Genomic DNA, 18,070 nt, shown 5'->3' on the forward strand with positions numbered 1-18,070 from the left:
ATCACCGCACAATCAAAGCACCGCACGCCCCTAAACCGGATCGAACCAGACCCTTGGGGTCAACTCCGACAGGCTGCTAGGGCAACGCTGGGGTGTCGAGCAACATCGCGACCGTCACCAATGCCGCGCGCGAAACCGATGTCGCGGCCAATCAGGTGCTGGAGGCGGCCGGCGAACTCAGCCGCAACGGCGTGCAGTTGAAGACGCAGGTCGATGGCTTTCTGGCCCGGGTGCGTGCCTGAGCGGGTATGGGCCTGATCGCATGATCGCGGCAACGCCGGGACGTTTCGGGCCCGGCGATCCGGCCTCTCGACCAAAGTCGCCGATGACGGCCGTCGATCCGGCTTGCATCGGCGGCGCCGGCTGACCATCCTGACGGCCATGAGCCTGAAGGATGACGATATCGATCGTGTCGCCCGTGGTGTCCGTCTCGACGAGCGGGCGATCGAGGAAACATATCTATTGGCATCGGGCCCCGGCGGCCAGAATGTCAACAAGGTGTCGACCGCCGTGCGGCTGCGCTTCCGGGTGGCGGATGCCGAGGGGGTGGGCGACGACGAGACCCGCCGCCGGCTGCTGGAACTGGCCGGTAGCCGCGCCACCGATGACGGCTGCATCCTGATCCTGGCCGATCGCTTCCGCAGCCGCGAGCGCAACCGCGAGGACGCTCGCGATCGTCTGCGTCGGATGATCGCCCAGGCCCGCCACCGCGATCCGAAACGGCGGCCGACCCGGCCCAGCCTTGGCGCCAAGCGTCGACGCCTGGACGAGAAAACCCGACGTGCATCGGTGAAGCGTGGCCGGGGCCGGCCGGGTGCGATGGATTGACCGATGCCTGCGGTCACCACTATGCGACAGTGTCTCGGTGGGGATACCGATGTCCGCCATGGCTTGCGACAATGCCGTACCAGATGCCTTAACGAGCAGGTCCGATGACTGAGTTGACCATCTCTGAACAGCAGGACGACCGCCCCCGCCGTGCAGGGGAAGCCGAGGTTGTGCGCGCCGGTGTGCGCCGCTATCTGCGCGGCGAGGCGATCGACATGTCGGAGCTGGCGGCGGAACTTGGCGTCGGCCGTGCCACCCTGTACCGGCGGATCGGCAATCGCGACCGTTTGCTTGGCATGGTGCTGGCCGACCGCACCGAACACAGCTTCCGCACCGCCGAACGCCGGGTCCGCGGCCTGACCGGCACCCGTCGGATTCTGGTGCTGATGCATGAATTCATGGCCGAGGTGCTTCAGGCCGAGCCGCTGAAGGCCTTCGTCCAGCGCGAACCGTTGCTGTTCATCCGGCTGGCGACATCGATGGGACCGATCGAGACCCGTGCGGCCGCATTGATGGGCGAGGTGATGGCCGAAGAGGCGGCAGCCGGCCATTTCGTTCCGGGGCTGCCGATCCCGATGCTGGCCGAGGCGACCGTGCGGCTGTGCGATGCCTATATGTATGCCGATCTGCTGGGCGGGCCGCCGCGCGATATCCGCACCGCCGTCGACGTGGCCGCCCTGCTGCTGGAACAGAACGGGCAGCGGACCTCCCATCTCGACGGGGCCCCGAAGCGCTCTGCCGTCTGAGGCCGGCCGGGATCGGTGCGGTCACTTCGGGGCGGTGTTCATCGCCTCAAGCGCCGCCCTGAAGGCGATGCACGGATCTTCGCGCGGTTGCGCCTCCGCCACCCAGACCAGATCGAAGGGCTCGTCCGGCCGGGGATCACGCAGGCCGGGCTCGGGGTCGTCCGCGCCGGTTTCGGCCAGCCCCACCGCCAGGACCGCGGCATCGCCCAGATAGAGCGGCGCGCCCAGATCGCGGCGGACATGGCCGCTGCCGGCGATGATCAGCGCCTGATCGATATCGGGCCGCGCCAGGGCGTCCAGCGCCGCGCCGGCGATGCCGGCATCCCGTGCACGCTGCACCCGGATCATGGCCGGCAGCGCCGCTTCCGGCGCATGGCCGCAATGGCCGGCGGTGATCGCCGCGGTCAGGCCGTCGACCACCGCGGGCGCCGCCGGCTGGTCCAGCCCGAAACGGGTGACGAAATCGGCCGGCAGTGCCTGCCAGCCATCCTGGCTCAGCGCCCGGCGATCGGCCATCGGCCAGTCGGCCGCCAGCACCGGCAGGCCATGGTCCAGTGCCACCGCCACCACCGGGCGATAGGCGGACCAGTCGCGCCAGCCGCCGGCGGTGAAGCCCGAAACGTCCGGCATCCGGTCCAGCGCCTCGTCGACCGCAGCCGGCGTCGGTGACGGTCCGAGGCCTGCGGTCAGCGCATCGATCGCGGCCTGGGCGTCGCGGCTGAACATCTCCATCACCAGCGCCGGCCTGCGTCCGGCGGCGATCAGGGCGCGATAGGCCGCGGCCTGGATGCGGTGATGGCCGGCATGATCGTGGCGCTCGCCCAGCGCCACAACATCGGTGCGGGCCGCGGCATCGGTGAACGCCGTGGGCACGGCCGTGTCTGCGGCCAGGGCCGGGATCGGCATCAGGGCCGGGGTCGCGACCAGGATGGCGCACAGGATCGGCCGGATCAGTCCGCTATGGCGGGGGCGTATGGTTGCGGCGTGGGGGGCTGGCATGGTCTCGGATGGTCTCCGGGAAGCGCGCGGCATGGAGCGTATGCGGCAGGGGATGCAACGGGACGCTGGCGGCGGCTTGCGACCATCCCTACATTTCGCCTGAACCGGCGTGATTGCCAAGCACCGAACCGCACCAGACGGAGCCCGAAGCAGGATATGGCCCAGAGCGAGCCCAAATTCGAACTGCGTCCCGGTGTGCCGGGTGCCCCCGACCGCAGCGCCCATCAGGCCGAGGTGATGCTGACGGTCACCTATGGCCTGCATCTGCTGGGGCTGCTGACGGCGCTGCCGCTGGTGGTGGCCAGCATCATCGCCCATGTCCGGTTCTTCATGCTCGACACCGAAACCAATGAGCGGGCGCATTACCGCTATATGGTGGAGACCTTCTGGTTCGGCGTGATCGCCAATGTCGTGGGCTATGTGCTGACCATCGTGGTGATCGGCTTCGTGATCATCGCCATCACCTGGCTGTGGATGGCCTATCGCTTCATCCGTGGCTGGCTGCGGATGCGCAAGGGCCAGACTCCGCGTTGAATGCAGACTCCGCGTTGAATGCCGGCTCCGCGTTGAATGCCGTCCGCTCGCGGTTCAATCCAGAACCGCCAGCAATGACAGGGCGCCCAGATCCAGCCAGAAGGCGACGGCCAGCCCCATAATCAGGGCATAGCCGATATTGCGGGTGACGGTCTGGTTCCAGGGTGAGGCGCCGGTCAGGCTGGCGAAGACCTGGCCGGTGACGCTGAACGGCGAGGCGAGCAAAGTGAGGGTATAGCCGGCGAGGCTGGCGCCGGCGAACAGCGCTTCGCGCCCCGCCACCACCTGATCGGGCAGGGCGCCCGCGACCAGCAGGATCGAGGCGACCGGATGCACACCCAGATGTGACAGGCCGAAGATCGCCATCTGCACCGCCAGGATCGCCAGCCACAGTGGCACCGCGTTCGCGGCGGCAGCGATATCGGGTGCCGCCGGCGCCAGGATCGCCGCCAGCCCCGCCGCCAGCGGCCCGGCGGCGGCAAACACGGCGATTTCGTTGGCCTGAAGTGTCATGCCCGGCGGGCCGATCAGCCGGGGGCGCACCAGCCGCGTCCAGGTGGCGCGCGGCCCTTGCGACCACAGCATCCAGACATGGGCCGCGATCAGCGCCGCCACGATCACCCAGACCAGGGTGGGACCGGGCATCACCAGGTCCAGCCCGATACCAAGGCAGGCGAGGCCGCCGGCTGCCAGCCACAGCGACGGACCGCGTTGGCCGGCGGTGGCTGCATCCCGGGCTTTGGCCTCGGCGGCGTCGGCCGCGCGTGCCTCGTCGGTGGGCGGCACCACCGCGCGGGCGAGCGCCGTGCGGCCATGGCGGAGTGCCGCGGCCATGTCGAGCAGGAAGGCGATTGGCAGAACAGGCAGGGTGGCGACCAGCAGGCCACGCCATCCCGCCCCCGGATAGGCGATCAGCACGATGGCGACGGTGGCATAGAACGGGCTCCAGAACCCGGCCAGGGCGAAGCCACGATGCAGGCTGCGCATCAGCCGGTTGTCGCGCGCCCGCGCGCCACCCAGCGCTGGCAGCAGCACCGACAGCGCCGATATGTTCAGCAGCGCGCCCAGCAGATGGCCGGTCCAGAACACCAGCGCCAGCCGGCTGAGCGGTGGTCGGCGGCCGCTGGCGCCCGAGACCAGCCGGGAAAGCTCGGCCACATATCGCGGCGAGGCCGCGGGCACCGCCAGCATCCCGCAGGCAACGATCAGCACGCCGACCACAGCATTGTCCGAAAGCCGGGCCGCCAGCGACACCGGATCGGCGCCGGTGATCAGCAGCGCCGACCAGCCGATGATCAGCATGGCGCCCACCGCCCGCCGGGTCGAGCGGCGCAGATCGGCCCAGGTGAGGGCCAGATAGGCCAGCAAAGCGATGCCGGCCGCCAGGCTCCAGCCCGGCGTCTTGAACAGCCAGGCGAGCAGAACCAGCGGCACGGTCGCGATCATCACCAGTGCCGCGGCGCGGGTGTGCGGCGGATAGGTCCGGCCGGCAGAGGGCGTGTTCGGGGCGGAGGGGCGCATCACCGGTGGCCGTCAGCGGCCGGCGCCGGCGGGCAGCGGTTTGCGCATCCGGTGGAACACCTCGCCGCGCACCACCGCCCGGCCCGATATCGCATAGCCCAGCCGGTCATAAACCGTGAAGGCATCGTGATTACGTTCATCGACGATCAGCGACACCGCCGGGAAACCATCACCGATCGCTGTGGTCTCGGCGGCTTCGATCAGCCGTCGGGCGATGCCCTGGCCGCGATGTTCGGGAAACACCGCGACATTATCGATATAGAAATCGCCGGCCTCGGTCACCCGCGCCTCGGCCGGGATGTCGTCCGCCACGACCAGCCGACCGGGATAGGCAACGACCACCCCGATCACCCGCCCGTCCTGTTCGAACACCCGGGCATGGAGATGGGAGGCGACGCCCGAGGCGCTCTGGACCAGCGCCCGATAGGCGGCCATCGCCGCGGCCGGGTCGTCCAGCCCGGTCAGGCCACCGATGCTGAGCGGGTCGGCCATGGCCACCAGATCGGCAATGGCGGCGGCATCGGTCGGGCAGGCTGGACGCAGCATGGCAGGCGCTCTGTCGGTTCATGTGACGCTGTGGCAGCGGAAGCTCGAACCTTAGCCTCGCCGGCGGGCATGCACCAGCGCGCCGGCCGCATGGCGGCATTGCGGCGGCGCCGGCGTCAGGGGCCAATGTCAGATCGTCGCGACCCGGATCAGATTGGTGGTGCCCGGCGTGCGGAGGGGGATGCCGGCGGTGATTACCACCACATCGCCGGCCCGGGCGATGCCGCTTCGGGCAACGCAGTCGTGCACGATCTCCATCATGTCCGGCATCGTGTCGACCTCGGCCGATCGCAGGCTGTGCACGCCCCAGACCAGCGCCAGGAACCGGGCGGTGCCGATGTCGGGCGTCAGGCCCAGGATGGGGGAGACCGGGCGTTCCCGCGCGATGGCGAGGGCCGTGTGGCCCGATGAGGTGAAGGTGACCACTGCCGCGCAATCCAGGCTGGCCGCGATTTCGCGTACCGCCCGGCTGACCGCCTTGGGCACCGGCGCGCCCTTCTCCACCGGGGTCGCGAAGGCCTGGGGTTCGATATCCGCGGCCATGTCGGCCTCGACCTTGCGGATGATGCTGTCCATCACCGTCACCGCCGCCACGCCGTGGCGGCCGATCGCGGTTTCGGCGCTCAACATCACCGCGTCGGCCTCACCATAGATCGCGGTCGCGACATCCGATGCCTCGGCGCGGGTCGGCACCGGCGCCTCGATCATGCTTTCAAGCATCTGGGTGGCGACGATCACCGGCCGCCCGGCGGCGCGCGCGGCCTTGATCACCCGGCGCTGGGCGATCGGCACGGCGGCGGCACCCAGCTCCACGCCCAGATCGCCGCGCGCGACCATGATCGCGTCGGCGGCCTCCACCACCGCTGCCAGATCATCCAGCGCCTGGGGTTTTTCCAGCTTGGCCACGATCCGCGCGCGGTTGCCGACCAGCCGGCGCAGGGCCTGAACGTCCCGGGCCGATTGCAGGAAGCTCAACGCCACGAGATCGACCCCCTGGTCCAGCGCGAAATCCAGGTCCACCCGGTCCTTGGGGGTGATGGCCGCCAGATCCAGCGCGGCATCGGGGACATTCACCCCCTTGCGGCTGCTCAGATGGCCGCCGGTCTCGACGCGGGTGCCGATCTCACCATCATCGACAGCGGTGATCCGCAGCACCATCCGGCCGTCATCCAGCAGCAGCCGGTCACCGGCGCGGGCGGCTGCGAAGATTTCCGGATGCGGCAGGGCCACGCGGTTGGCGTTGCCCTCGGTCTCGTTCAGGCACAGGGTGAAGCTGTCGCCGACGGCAAGGCCGATGCCATCATCCGGCAGGGTACCGATGCGCAATTTGGGGCCTTGCAGATCGGCCATGATCGCGATCGGCCGACCCATATCCGCCTCGACCCGGCGGATCGCCGCGATCACGCCGGCATGGGTCGGATGATCGCCATGGCTCATATTCACCCGGAAGACATCGGCGCCGGCCAGGAACAGGCGGCGGATGGCGGCGTCATCGGCACTGGCGGGGCCAAGCGTGGCGATGATCTTCGCGGCCCGGTCGCGGCGTGGCGGTATGGACATCGGTGTCGGGCCTTTCGAACCAGGATCGATGGCCGGGCAGCATAGCCTGATGGCGGCAGCCTGCCAGCATCGTGCCATGACAAAAACAGAGCGCCCCGCGATGCCGGGCATGCGGGGCGTCTGGTGGGGCGCTTTGTGTTGGTCAGGCGGCGTAATAGACAACCAGACACAGACCCAGCATCACGGTGATGCCAAGCACGGTGCCGCCGGTCGGCCAGTCGCGGGCCAGTGGTGCCTCGGGGCCATGGATGCGGAACACGCTGGCCATCACGAAGTCGATGCGATGGCGGATCCGCCGGACGATGCCGCTGCGCAGTGGATCGCCATGGATGGCGAATTCCGAGGCAAGGCGCGGGATCAGGCTGCGATAGATCCAGTCCAGATCGCGCAGGCGGCCATGCCCGGGTGCCAGACGTGGCGCCGCCAGGAACCAGACCACTGCCGCCGCCGCCAGAAGCTGCACCTGCGTGATCAGATGGTCGGCCGTGAACACCGCATAATCCGCCGAAGCCGGAAACAGGCCCAGCAGCGTGCCGGGAACCATGCCGATCCCGATGACCAGGGCGGCCAGGAAGGCCATGGCCACCATCTGCATCACACCGGGCTCAGCCAGCGTGCCGCCATCCAAGCCCCGGCTGGTGGTGGTGATCCGCCGCGCGCCGGTGGTGCCCCACAGCACGATCGGCAGCTTCAGCGCCGCATAGACGCTGGACACCACCGCCAGCCCGACCAGACAGGCCCAGGCGACGCCGAAGCCATCCTTGCCGGCGGCCGACAGGATAACGCCCTTCGACACGAAGCCGGCGGTCAGCGGCACGGCCGCCAGCCCCAGCCCGCCGATCAGCAGTGCCGCCCAGGTCAGCGGCATCCGCCGGCCGATGCCGGCCAGATCGGCCAGATCCCGCCGTCCGGTGGCGGCGACCATGTGGCCGGCGGCCATGGTCATCAGCGATTTGTACAGGATATGGGCGAAGGCCTGCGCCGAGGCGCCGGCCAGCGCCAGCGGCGTGCCGATGCCGACCGCTGTCACCATGAAGCCCACCTGACTGACGATCGAGAAGGCGAGCACCCGGCGCAGGTCGTTTTCCACCAGCGCATAGACCGCGCCATAGGCGGCCATGACGATGCCGGTCCAGATCAGGATCTCGGCGCCGGGAAACAGCCGGATCAGCACCAGGACCGCCGCCTTGGTGGTGAAGGCCGACAGGAACACCATGCCGGTGGACGACGCCGTCGGATAAGCGTCCGACACCCACGACCACAGCGGCGGCGCGCCGGCGTTGATCACCACGCCGGCCAGGATCATCCACGCGGTCCAGATGCCGGCATTCAGCCCGTCGGTCAGGGCGGCGACGGTGTTGTCACCGCCACCAGCCAGATGCCCGGCGATGCCGACCATCAGCACCATGCCGCCAAACAGATGCACTTGCAGATAGCGCATGGCCGCGCGCCGGGCACGGTCGGTGCCGGCGGCCCAGATCACCACAGTCGATCCGACCGCCAGGATCTCCCAGAACACCAGCACGGTCAGCAGATCGCCGGCGAAGGCAAGGCCGATGGCGCCGGCGCCATAGCCCTGCGCCGCCACCAGTTCGGTCGTGCCGGCGCGGGGCAGGGCATAAAGGCCGCCGGCCAGCGCCGCCAGCGCGAAGATGGTGGCGAAGGCGCGGCCCGTGGCATCGACCGATACCGGCACCAGAACCTGATCCAGCCACGCATGGGCCGGGCCTGCGCCATCGGGTAGCAGCCACACCACCGCCAGGGTGGCAAGCGGCGCCAGGATCACCGGCACCGCGCGCAGCGCGCGTGGCAGCAGCGCCGTCAGCAGCGCACCCAGAAGCAGCAGCACCGTCGGCGGCAGGGTGGCGAACAGGCCGGCATCCGTCATCCCGGCGTCAGTCATCATCGTCGGTCTCCGCGGCCGGGGGGGGTGCGGGGCGGCCCAGCGTCAGCACCAGCCCACGCGCGACAACCACGGCGGCAAGCCCGGCGAGCAGGCCGAACCAGCCATGAAAGGCGAAGATCTCGTCGAAGCCCAGATAGCCGTGGCGATGGATGCCAAGCTCGGCCAGGGCCGACAGCACCAGGACCGCCACGGCGATGCCGAGCCCGATCCGTGACACGCCGAGCGCCAGCGGTGCCGACGCCGTGGCCCGGGCGGGCGGGGCAGGTTTGGAACGGACGGAGCCGGTCAACGCACACCTCCCTGAGTGACCGCGTTGGCCAGGGCCTCGGCCAGCGCCAGCACGGGATCGGGGTAGAGGAACAGCAGCAGGGTCAGGCCGGCGGTGGTCATGATCGCCAGCACCATCGGCAGGGGCGCCTCGCCATGGGGGCCGTGATGATCGTCGCCTTGGGCGCCGGCCGCCCCCACGGATTTCGCCGCCACCGGTGCCCGGAAGAAGGCGCGCCACACGATCGGCAGGAAATAGGCCGCGTTCAGCAGGGTCGACGCGGCCAAAGCCGCCACCGCCACCCAGTATTGCGACGACAGCGCGCCTTCCAGCATGAACCACTTGCTGGTGAAGCCCACCGCCGGCGGCAGGCCGATCATCGACAGGGTGGCCAGCGTGAAGGCGCCCATCGTCCATGGCATCCGCCGGCCGATACCGTCCAACTGGCTGACATAATCCTTGTGGGCGGCGGTGTGGATGGCGCCGGCCGCGAAGAACAGGGTGATCTTGCCGACGGCATGGGCCGCGATGTGCATGGCCGCCCCCACGATCGACAAGGGCGCCATGATCGCCGCCGCCAGCGTCACATAGGCAAGCTGGCTGATGGTGGAATAGGCCAGCCGCCGTTTCAGGTGATCCTGGGTCAGCGCGATCGACGAGGCGATGACGATCGAGGCCGCCGCCACCCAGACCAGCCAGTCATTGGCCCCGGCCGCCGCCAGACGGTCGGTGCCGAGGGTGTAGGTGATGACCTTGACCACGGCGAAGGCGCCGCCCTTGACCACCGCCACCGCGTGCAGCAGCGCCGAGACCGGGGTCGGTGCCACCATCGCTGCCGGCAGCCAGGCATGCAGCGGCATCAGCGCCACCTTGCCGATGCCATAGGCGAACAGGCCCAGCAGCAGCGCCAGAAGCGCCGGCGACAGCCCGTCGGGCAGCACGCCGCCGGGAGTGAAGGCCACTGTGCCCGACAGCACGAACACCGCGATGATCGCCGTCAGTTGGAAGCCGATCGAGGTGGCGAGCAGGATGCCCAGATAGGTGCGCCCGGCCTTGACCGCCGCCTTGGTGCCGGCATGGGTGACCAGCGGATAGGTCGAAAGGGTCAACACCTCATAGGCCAGGAACATCGACAGCAGCCCGTCGGCATAGGCGAGAGCAAGCGCGCTGGCGATGGCGATGGCGAAGCACAGATGAAAGCGGGTCTGATGCGCTTCGTGATTGCCGCGCATATAGCCGATGGAATAGACCGCGGTGATCGGCCACAGCGTGCCGGCGACAGCCGCGAAGATCATGCCCAGCGGCTCCACCGCGAAGCCGATGGTCAGGCCGGGCATCAGCTCGTGCAGTGCCAGCGCCGGCCGGGCGCCGTCGATCACCTGCGCCGTCAGCATCAGCGTGAACACGGCGGTGGCCACACCCGACAACACCATCAGCGCGTCGCGCAGGCCGGGGCTGCGGCCGGCGGCCACGATCAGCAGGCCGCCCGCGAGGGGTGAGAGCAGAGAGGCGATCAGCAGGGTTTCTGGCGTCATCGGATCACGCGCCTCCGGTCAGAGCACGGGCCGCGAGTTCGGCCAGGCCGGCGGTCGCACGGGTGTCGATGCCGAAATAGATGCACAGCGCTGCCGCAGTCCAGGCCGGCCAGGCCAGCCAGGGATTGGATCGGCCGCTACAGGCCTCGGCGGCGCCCTCCACGGGGTCGCGGAAATACATCATCTCGACCAGCCGCCAGACATAGATCACCGCCAGCAGCGAGCTTGCCATCACCAGTGCTGCCAGCGGCCACATGCCGGCCTCGATCGTGGCGGTCACCAGATACCATTTGCTGATGAAGCCTGAGGTCAGCGGCACGCCGATCAGGCTGAGCCCGCCGATCACCATCGCCGCCGCCGTCACCGGCATGGTCCGGCCCAGCCCCTGGATGTGTTCAAGCCGTGTGCCGCCCAGCCGCACCGCGATCAGGCCCAGCGCCAGGAACAAGGCCGCCTTCATCAGCCCGTGATTGATCAGATGGATCAGCGCCGCCGACAGGCCGGCCTGGGTGCCAAGCGCCAGCCCCAGCATGATGTAGCCGATCTGGGCGACGCTGGAATAGGCGAACAGCCGCTTGAGATCGACCTGGAAGATCGCGACCAGCGAGCCCGCGAACATCGCGACCACGGCAAACGGGATCAGCGTCCAGCCCAGCGGCATGGCCTCGAAGGCATAGGAGGCGCCGAACACCGACACCACGAAGCGCAGCAGCACATAGATGCCGACCTTGGTGGCCGTGGCCGCCTGGAAGGCGGATACAAGCGATGGCGCGAAGGCATAGGCGTTGGGCAGCCAGACATGCAGCGGAAACAGCGCGATCTTGATCGCAAGCCCGATGACCAGGAAGGCGAAGGCCGCGACCACCACCCGGTTGCCTTCCACCGCCGGCAGCCTGACCGCCAGATCGGCGATGTTCAGCGTGCCGGTCATCATGTAGATCAGGCCGATGCCGATCAGGATGAACGTGGCACCGACGGTGCCGATCACCAGATATTGGAACGCGGCCGACAGTGCCCGGCGGTCGCGGCCCATGGCGACCAGCGCATAGGTCGACAGCGAGGTGATCTCGATGAAGACATAGATGTTGAAGGCGTCACCGGTGGCGACCATGCCCGACAGGCCCGATATCGCCAGCAGATACATGGCGACGAAGGCCGGGATGCGCTTGGGCTCGATCTCGGCATCGATCGAGGTGGGGGCATAGGGCGCACAGATCGCGGCGATCCCCGAGACCAGCAGCAAGGCCAGGCAGGTCAGCAGATCGATGCGGTATTCGATGCCGATCGGCGCCGGCCAGTTGCCCATGGCATAGCTGATCGGGCCGGTGTCGAGCACCTGGCGGGTCAGCAGGATGGCGGATGCGAAGATCGCGAGGCTGACCAGGATGAGCACGCCATAGGCGAAGCGCCGCCGGCCGGCCATGGCCACGATCGGCGCCGCGATCAGGGGGACAGCCACCTGAAGCGCCGGAAGATGGGCAAGCAGGCTCATGGACGGCCCTTCCCTTTGCGGGGCGCGCTCTTGCGCCGGCCGGTCGGTCCCTTGCGCGGTGCCAGTGGCCGCGATGCTGCGGGCTTGCGATCGGGGAGCTGTGCGGGCAGGGGCGCGCGCGATGCGGCCTGGCTGCGCGGCAGCCAGCCCAACCGGCGCTTGGCATCCGCAATGGTCGGCGGCATGGCGTCTTCGGCACGCTCGTCGGCCATGTCCATGGCGATGGTCTCGTCCTCTTCGATGCAGCCATAGGCCTCGCGGATCCTGACGACGATCGCGAGGCCGAGGGCGGTGGTCGCGATCGACACCACGATCGCGGTCAGGATCAGCACATGGGTGAGCGGGTTCGAGAACGAGACGTCGCCCGCAGCGACCCCGTCGATCAGGATCGGCGCGGTTCCGCCGCGCACCTTGCCGATGGAGATGTAGAGCAGGAACACCGCCGTCTGGAACATGCCCAGGCCGATCAGCTTCTTCACCATGTTGGTGGAGGCGATCACGGCATAGAACCCGGTCATCATCAGGATGATCGAGACCCAGTAGTTGAAATGACCCAGCATCTCCACGTCAGTCGCGCCTCTCCGAGAAGGTGAAGAAGAGCGCGATCATTGAGGCGGTGACCGCGATGCCGACCCCCAGTTCGACTACGATGATGCCGACCAGCAACCCGGTGGTGGGATCGCCGTCGATCAGCACGGCGTATTCCAGGAAATTGCCACCGAACAGCAGGGTGACGAAGCCGGTGCCCACGAAGATGATGGCCCCCAGCGGCGCCAGCACCCGCGCCACGCCCAGCAGCCGCAGCCGCTGTTTCGTGGTCAGGCCGAAGATCAGCGCATACAGGATGAAGGCCGAAGCGATGATCACGCCGGCCTGAAAGCCGCCGCCGGGGCCGTATTCGCCGTGGAACTGCACATAGAGCCCGAACATGATGATGAACGGGATCAGCAGCTTCGAGACGACGCGAAGGATCAGGTAATGGTCGCGCATCAGGCGTCGCCTCTCTTCGCGGTGTCGCCGTCGCCCGATCCGTCATCCGCCCTGACGGCGTCATGCGTGTCGTCGACATCATCCTCGCGGGCATGGCGGCGCCGCCGGCCAAGGGTGGCAGCCCCGCCGCCCAGAATCATCGTCACCGCCAGCGCCGCCGTGAACACCACCACGGTCTCGCCCATCGTGTCATAGCCGCGATAGCTGGCCAGAACGTTGGTGACGATGTTGGGGATGTGATGCACCTGTTCCGAGCCGATGATGTAGTCGGGCACGACATGGGTCTGCGCCGGGGCCTGCGGGTCGCCGAAGGCCGGCATGTCGGCCGTGGCATAGACCAGGGCCGCACCCGTCGCCACGACGGCGATCAGCGGCAGTACCGGATTGTGGCCGCGGCTGCTTTCCTTGTGGCCGGTCAGGGTGATGGCGGCCAGGAACAGCACGGTCGAGATGCCGGCGCCGACCGCGGCCTCGGTGAAGGCCACGTCCATGGCGTCCAGCACGGTCCACAGCGCCGCGATCACCAGCGAATAGATGCCTTGCAGCAGCACGGCGGTCAGCAGGTTGCGGGTCCGCACGATGGCGACGCCGATCGCGATCAGCATCAGCAGCAGTGCCGCGTTCAGCAGGTCGACGGCGATGATCGACCAGGGTCCGATCTCGATCACCGTCGGGCTCCCTTCGATGGGGTGGCGCGTCTGGCATCCGGCTTGGTGACCCCGCCGGCGCCGGCATCGCCGATGCGCCGGCCGCTGGGCTTCACGCCCGCGACCAAGGCGGCATTGGCCACGATGTGCGATGCGGTGGGCGAGGTGAAGAACAGCAGCAGGCCGATGATGATCAGCTTCACGGTCACCAGCGTGAAGCCGGCCTGCACACACAGGCCGCCCAGCATCAGCCAGGCGCCGAAGGTGTCGATCATGCCCGCCGGATGCAGGCGGGTATAGAAATCGGGCATCCGGATCAGGCCAAGCGCGCCGGTCAGCACGAACAGCGCGCCGGCCATGAGCAGCGCCCACGAGATCAGGTCGATGATGATCTGGCCGGTCATGGACGTGTTCCCTTCGGCGTCCTGGCGCCGGGGGTGCCGGATCGCAGCGTCGCGGCGTCACCCCGGGCCGATCCGCGTCTGGCCTCTTCCTCGGCGGCATCCTCGGGCGTGATGCTGCGCAGATGGCCGACCCGCAGCAGCTTCAGGATCGCCACGGTGGCGATGAAGTTGATCAGCGCATAGGTGACGGCAAGATCCAGGAAGGCCGGCCGGTCGGTCAGGAAACCCACAACCGCGATCAGCAGCACGATCTTGGTGCCGATGGCGTTGGTGGCCAGCACCCGGTCGAACAGGGTGGGGCCAAGCAGGCCGCGCGCCAGTGCCATCAGGATGGCGACCACAAGCGCGATCGTTGCGGCGATGAACATCAGGCCGGCCCTTCCAATGCGGTGCAGCGCCGGTCCATATCACCTTCATCCAGCGCGTCGAGGGCACTTGCATGCAGCGCGTGGGCAACGATGCGGCCATCCTCGATATCCACCGACACCGTGCCCGGCGTCAGGGTGATCGACTGGGCATAGAGCACCCGGCCCAGATCGGTGCGCTGGCTGGTCGGCACCACCTTCCAGGCCGGATCGATCGGCGCCAGCCCCCAGACGCGCTTGAACACGTCGATGTTGGACTTCACGATTTCGACCGAGAGCCAGAACCAATAGCGGATGGCACGTGGCAGCATGCCAAGCGGCGCGCCTTCCCGGTCGACGACGCCCAGCCAGCGCGCGACCCATACCGAAAAGGCACAGGACAGCACGCCGAAGCCGATGATCAGCGGCTTGTAGACGCCCGACAGCAGCAGCCAGGTCGTGAGCAAAGCCAGAAACAGGCCGAAGGCTCGCGCCACCGCAGTCCCCCTTGAGTGGTTGATGACCCCATACGGCAAGGAGGCATGGCGCCTGGCGTTGCCCGACATGTGCCGCGGCCATGGATCGGGCCGTGCGGATGGTCGTGTCGTGCATGCGCGCGGGACGCTGGTCGGTCCCCGTCCGGTGCCGCCTCCCTGGCCCGCGTTTTTCCCAAGAAACCTGGGACGGGTCAAGGAAATCCGGACGAATTCGGTCCGATAAGCCCTTGTCCCGACATGAAGACGCCCCCCTTGCGACACGTCGTCGCAAGCGGGGCGGACCAGCTTGATCCGGCCGGCCGCGGCGGCCTCGCGTCAGTGGCGTTCAGCGCCAGTCCTGGGCATAGTCCTCCACCGGCCGGGGGGCGTCGATCAGCCCGGCATCGGCCATGAAGGTCGCGAAGCGCCGCCAGCGGCCGTGATCGAGGGCGGCGGGGCTGTGGGCGAAGCGGCTGATGGTCTGGAAGAATGACCGGCGATTGCCTTCATCGGCAACCTCGGGCCGGCCCCTGATATACAGCTCCCACGATGCCTCGGGATGGTTCACCAGGAACTGCACGCCCTTTTCCAGCGCCCGGTTGAAGGCCGCGAAGCGTGGATCGGCGGCGTTGTCGGCATGGGCCGCGATCACCAACTCGTCATAGGGCGGAATGCCATGCTCCTCCACCAGGAAGGCGCGGCCGGGGCGGCCTTCCAGGTCCATCTGCACCAGTTCGACATTGCGATAGGCCCCGATCACCGCGTCCACCTGTCCCGACATCACCGAGGGCGACAAGGCGAAATTGACGTTGATCAGGGTCACGTCATCCGTGGTGAGCCCGGCCGAGGCCAGCATCCGGCCCAGCAGCACATCCTCGAAGCCGCCGATCGAATAGCCGATCCGCCGGCCCTTCAGATCGGCCAGCGTCTGGATCGGCCCGTCCTTCAGAACGATCAGGCTGTTCAGCGGCGTTGCCACCAGGGTCGAGACCCGCTTCAGCGGCAGGCCCTCATGCACCATGGCGATCAGTTGCGGCTGATAGGTCACCGCCAGATCCGCCCGCTTCGCCGCGACCATCTTGGGCGGGTCCGACGGGTCGGCCGGGGCGATCATCTCGACATCCAGGCCTTCCTCGGTGAAATAGCCCTGCTCCTGCGCCACCAGCAGCGGCGCATGGTCGGGGTTCACGAACCAGTCCAGCAGCAGGACCAGCTTATCGGCGGCCGAGGCGCCGGTCGGGCTGAAGGCGGTGGTGGCGGCGATCAGGGCCGCCGCCGCCAGACGGCGCGGCGACAGGCCGCGGCGCATGAGGCTCCGCGTCATGGGGCATATCCTCCGATGATATGGATTATGGGGGCGGATGCGGTCGAGGGGGATCGGCCGGCGGCGGCCGTCAGGTCGCGGGCGGGCCATCCAGCGCGTCGGCCTGCCAGGGCATCGCCGCCCTGAGGCCACGATCGACCGCGAGATAGAGCAACAGGGTGATGGCGACCAGCACGGCGAGGGCCGCGAACATCAGGTCGGTCTTCATCCGGCCATTGGCATGCAGCATCAGATAGCCGAGCCCGGCCGACGATCCGACCCATTCGCCGACCACCGCGCCGATCGGCGCCACGGCGGCCGCCACCCGCAGGCCGGATGCCAGCGCCGGCAGCGCCGCCGGCAGGCGGATCAGCAGCAGCCGGCGCGCGGGCGGTGCCCCCATCACCCGCGCCATGTCGAGCCAACCCGGCTCTGTCCGGCGCAGGCCGTCGAGAAAGGCGATGGCGACGGGGAAGAAGATGATCAGCCCGGCCATCACGATCTTGGGCGTGAAGCCATAGCCGAACCACAGGGTCAGCAGGGGGGCCAGGGCGAAGACCGGCAATGCCTGGGCGCCGACCATCACCGGCATCATCCAGCGGCCCAGCTTCGGGGCACCGGCGATCGCCAGCGCCGCGGTGATGCCGACCATGGCGCCGGCGCCAAGGCCCAGTGCGATCTCCAGCGCGGTGATCAGCGCGTGATCGGCCAGCATGGCGCGGTTCACCCAGATCGCCACGGCCACCCGGTCGGGCGCCGGCAGCAGAAAGGCCGGCATGCCCGCCACAATCACGATCGCCCACCAGATGCCGATCAATCCGGCGGCGACGATCAGGCCGCGCCACCAGCCGCCACCGGTGGATGTCCGTTGCGGCGCGGGAGCGGGGATCGTGTCGTCGATGGTGGTCATGGCCGCGCCTCCAGCACCGCCATCAGCCCGGCCAGGCGCGCGCCCAGATCGGGGGCATCCACCGGCCGGGGCACCGCCCCCGGTGGCGGTGTCACCCGCAGCACAACCGCCGGCCGGCCCGACAGAACCAGAATGTTCTCGCCCATCCGCAGCGCTTCCAGCGGATCATGGGTCACCAGCAGCACCGTGCGGCCGCGCAGCAGCCGGCAGGCCAGATCCTGCAGCCCGTGGCGGGTGACGGCATCCAGCGCACCGAAGGGTTCATCCATCAGCACCACGGGGCGGTCCTCCATCAGCGTGCGGGCCAGGGCCACACGCTGGCGCATGCCACCCGACAGCGCCGCCGGCCGGAGCCGGGCGGTACCGGCAAGGCCGACCGCATCAAGCATGGCATGGGCACGGGGCGCATCGACGGGCCGGCCGCGCAGCCGGTCGCCCAGGGTGACGTTGTCGATCACCCGTGCCCAGGGCATCAGCAGATCCTGCTGTGCCATCCAGGCGATACGGCCGTCGAGCGGCCGGCCGTCGGATGCGGTGACCCGGCCGGTTTCAAGGCCCGCGACATCGAGCCCGGCGATCAGGCGCATGAGGGTGGTCTTGCCCGAGCCGCTGGCACCCAGCAGCGCGGTGATCCGGCCGGCCGGCAGGGTCAGGCCGCAGCCGTCCAGCACCAGCCGCCCGCCCGGGCGGACCCGGACATCGGTGATGTCGACAGCCGGCGGCGCATCGCCGGCGTGACGATGGTCCGGCGAGACGCCGGCATGACAATGGTCCGGCGAAGCGCCGGTCAGGATAATGGATAGATCAGGGGTGTCGGGCATGCTGCGACCACTTGTTCCTCCGCCGGTGCGAACCGGATCAGGTTCAGGGGTCGTTCCGTGCCGGGAACCTCTCAGCCGCCATCATGCGGCTCCCCCCAAGTGAAGCGGTTACTATGCCCCGGTCGACATGGTCGTGCAAGGCCTGGAGTGCCAGCCCCCAGGGCAATCGGGTGAAACTGTGCGTGACAGAGCGGAAAAAGTCTGAATCTCTCGTTGTCGACCTTTTTGGCTTGGGAGGGA

Annotated in this window: 21 protein-coding genes and 1 riboswitch; of the genes, 4 read left to right on the forward strand and 17 right to left on the reverse strand. The window is 68.7% G+C overall.

The features are described 5' to 3' along the window. The first annotated feature begins 92 nt into the window (after nucleotides 1-92). The 3 genes from IEW15_RS22070 (at nucleotide 93) to IEW15_RS22080 (ending at nucleotide 1,574) form a co-directional block, all read left to right on the forward strand. The gene (locus tag IEW15_RS22070) at nucleotides 93-242 is read left to right on the forward strand and encodes a hypothetical protein (RefSeq protein ID WP_188582034.1); all 150 of its coding nucleotides are present in this window, start codon (nucleotides 93-95) and stop codon (nucleotides 240-242) included. Between the two features lie 139 nt (nucleotides 243-381). After that, nucleotides 382-828 (forward strand): alternative ribosome rescue aminoacyl-tRNA hydrolase ArfB, encoded by a 447-nt coding sequence (arfB, locus tag IEW15_RS22075; protein WP_188582035.1) that lies wholly within the window; start codon nucleotides 382-384, stop codon nucleotides 826-828. Between the two features lie 104 nt (nucleotides 829-932). After that, entirely contained in the window at nucleotides 933-1,574 is a 642-nt protein-coding gene (locus IEW15_RS22080; RefSeq protein ID WP_188582037.1) for a QsdR family transcriptional regulator, read from the forward strand. A 21-nt stretch (nucleotides 1,575-1,595) separates the two neighbouring features. Here the strand turns inward: IEW15_RS22080 and IEW15_RS22085 are convergent, their stop codons facing one another. Continuing rightward, on the reverse strand, nucleotides 1,596-2,573 hold the full coding sequence (locus tag IEW15_RS22085; RefSeq protein WP_188582039.1) for a ChaN family lipoprotein: 978 nt from the start codon (nucleotides 2,571-2,573) through the stop codon (nucleotides 1,596-1,598). 156 nt (nucleotides 2,574-2,729) lie between these two features. Here IEW15_RS22085 and IEW15_RS22090 point away from each other — a divergent pair, with 156 nt between their 5' ends. Then, the gene (locus IEW15_RS22090) at nucleotides 2,730-3,107 is read left to right on the forward strand and encodes a DUF4870 family protein (protein WP_188582042.1); all 378 of its coding nucleotides are present in this window, start codon (nucleotides 2,730-2,732) and stop codon (nucleotides 3,105-3,107) included. Between the two features lie 54 nt (nucleotides 3,108-3,161). On the opposite strand, the gene IEW15_RS22095 is transcribed toward IEW15_RS22090, so the two are convergent. The 16 genes from IEW15_RS22095 to IEW15_RS22165 all read right to left on the reverse strand — a co-directional run bounded on the left by IEW15_RS22095 (nucleotide 3,162) and on the right by IEW15_RS22165 (nucleotide 17,830). Next, a complete protein-coding gene (locus IEW15_RS22095; RefSeq protein WP_188582044.1) occupies nucleotides 3,162-4,628 on the reverse strand; it encodes a hypothetical protein in 1,467 nt (488 codons plus the stop codon). 12 nt (nucleotides 4,629-4,640) lie between these two features. Next, the gene (locus tag IEW15_RS22100; RefSeq protein WP_188582046.1) at nucleotides 4,641-5,174 is read right to left on the reverse strand and encodes a GNAT family N-acetyltransferase; all 534 of its coding nucleotides are present in this window, start codon (nucleotides 5,172-5,174) and stop codon (nucleotides 4,641-4,643) included. Nucleotides 5,175-5,303: 129 nt separating this feature from the next. After that, nucleotides 5,304-6,734 carry a pyruvate kinase gene (gene pyk / locus IEW15_RS22105; RefSeq protein ID WP_188582049.1) on the reverse strand — a complete coding sequence of 477 codons (1,431 nt, stop codon included), beginning with the start codon at nucleotides 6,732-6,734 and terminating at the stop codon, nucleotides 5,304-5,306. A 142-nt stretch (nucleotides 6,735-6,876) separates the two neighbouring features. Beyond that, complete coding sequence (locus tag IEW15_RS22110) at nucleotides 6,877-8,640, reverse strand: proton-conducting transporter transmembrane domain-containing protein (RefSeq protein WP_188582059.1); 1,764 nt, start codon at nucleotides 8,638-8,640, stop codon at nucleotides 6,877-6,879. Next, nucleotides 8,630-8,929: a hypothetical protein gene (locus IEW15_RS22115; protein ID WP_188582061.1), complete on the reverse strand. Its 300-nt coding sequence runs from the start codon at nucleotides 8,927-8,929 to the stop codon at nucleotides 8,630-8,632. The genes IEW15_RS22110 and IEW15_RS22115 overlap by 11 nt, the downstream gene beginning before the upstream one ends. Further along, entirely contained in the window at nucleotides 8,926-10,443 is a 1,518-nt protein-coding gene (locus IEW15_RS22120) for a proton-conducting transporter transmembrane domain-containing protein (protein ID WP_188582064.1), read from the reverse strand. The genes IEW15_RS22115 and IEW15_RS22120 overlap by 4 nt, the downstream gene beginning before the upstream one ends. A gap of 4 nt (nucleotides 10,444-10,447) precedes the next feature. Beyond that, nucleotides 10,448-11,935, reverse strand: coding sequence for a monovalent cation/H+ antiporter subunit D family protein (locus tag IEW15_RS22125; protein WP_188582065.1), 1,488 nt, complete (start codon nucleotides 11,933-11,935; stop codon nucleotides 10,448-10,450). Then, a complete protein-coding gene (locus tag IEW15_RS22130) occupies nucleotides 11,932-12,495 on the reverse strand; it encodes a cation:proton antiporter subunit C (protein ID WP_188582077.1) in 564 nt (187 codons plus the stop codon). The genes IEW15_RS22125 and IEW15_RS22130 overlap by 4 nt, the downstream gene beginning before the upstream one ends. 7 nt (nucleotides 12,496-12,502) lie before the next feature. Beyond that, complete coding sequence (locus IEW15_RS26110; RefSeq protein WP_229708505.1) at nucleotides 12,503-12,925, reverse strand: Na(+)/H(+) antiporter subunit B; 423 nt, start codon at nucleotides 12,923-12,925, stop codon at nucleotides 12,503-12,505. Then, nucleotides 12,925-13,593: a DUF4040 domain-containing protein gene (locus IEW15_RS26115; protein ID WP_229708507.1), complete on the reverse strand. Its 669-nt coding sequence runs from the start codon at nucleotides 13,591-13,593 to the stop codon at nucleotides 12,925-12,927. The genes IEW15_RS26110 and IEW15_RS26115 overlap by 1 nt, the downstream gene beginning before the upstream one ends. Then, a complete protein-coding gene (gene mnhG, locus IEW15_RS22140; protein WP_188582066.1) occupies nucleotides 13,590-13,976 on the reverse strand; it encodes a monovalent cation/H(+) antiporter subunit G in 387 nt (128 codons plus the stop codon). The genes IEW15_RS26115 and mnhG overlap by 4 nt, the downstream gene beginning before the upstream one ends. Continuing rightward, the gene (locus IEW15_RS22145) at nucleotides 13,973-14,344 is read right to left on the reverse strand and encodes a monovalent cation/H+ antiporter complex subunit F (protein ID WP_188582067.1); all 372 of its coding nucleotides are present in this window, start codon (nucleotides 14,342-14,344) and stop codon (nucleotides 13,973-13,975) included. Before IEW15_RS22145 ends, mnhG begins: the two co-directional genes overlap by 4 nt. Next, entirely contained in the window at nucleotides 14,344-14,817 is a 474-nt protein-coding gene (locus IEW15_RS22150) for a Na+/H+ antiporter subunit E (RefSeq protein WP_229708509.1), read from the reverse strand. The genes IEW15_RS22145 and IEW15_RS22150 overlap by 1 nt, the downstream gene beginning before the upstream one ends. Before the next feature lie 325 nt (nucleotides 14,818-15,142). Continuing rightward, nucleotides 15,143-16,120: an ABC transporter substrate-binding protein gene (locus IEW15_RS22155; protein ID WP_188582071.1), complete on the reverse strand. Its 978-nt coding sequence runs from the start codon at nucleotides 16,118-16,120 to the stop codon at nucleotides 15,143-15,145. Between the two features lie 70 nt (nucleotides 16,121-16,190). After that, nucleotides 16,191-17,009 (reverse strand): ABC transporter permease, encoded by an 819-nt coding sequence (locus IEW15_RS22160; protein ID WP_188582073.1) that lies wholly within the window; start codon nucleotides 17,007-17,009, stop codon nucleotides 16,191-16,193. Continuing rightward, nucleotides 17,006-17,830: an ABC transporter ATP-binding protein gene (locus tag IEW15_RS22165; RefSeq protein ID WP_188582075.1), complete on the reverse strand. Its 825-nt coding sequence runs from the start codon at nucleotides 17,828-17,830 to the stop codon at nucleotides 17,006-17,008. The genes IEW15_RS22160 and IEW15_RS22165 overlap by 4 nt, the downstream gene beginning before the upstream one ends. After that, a riboswitch (TPP riboswitch) is annotated at nucleotides 17,828-17,936 on the reverse strand. (Overlaps the previous gene by 3 nt.) Between the last annotated feature and the right edge of the window lie 134 nt (nucleotides 17,937-18,070).

The organism is Tistrella bauzanensis, assembly GCF_014636235.1.
Classification (GTDB): domain Bacteria; phylum Pseudomonadota; class Alphaproteobacteria; order Tistrellales; family Tistrellaceae; genus Tistrella; species Tistrella bauzanensis.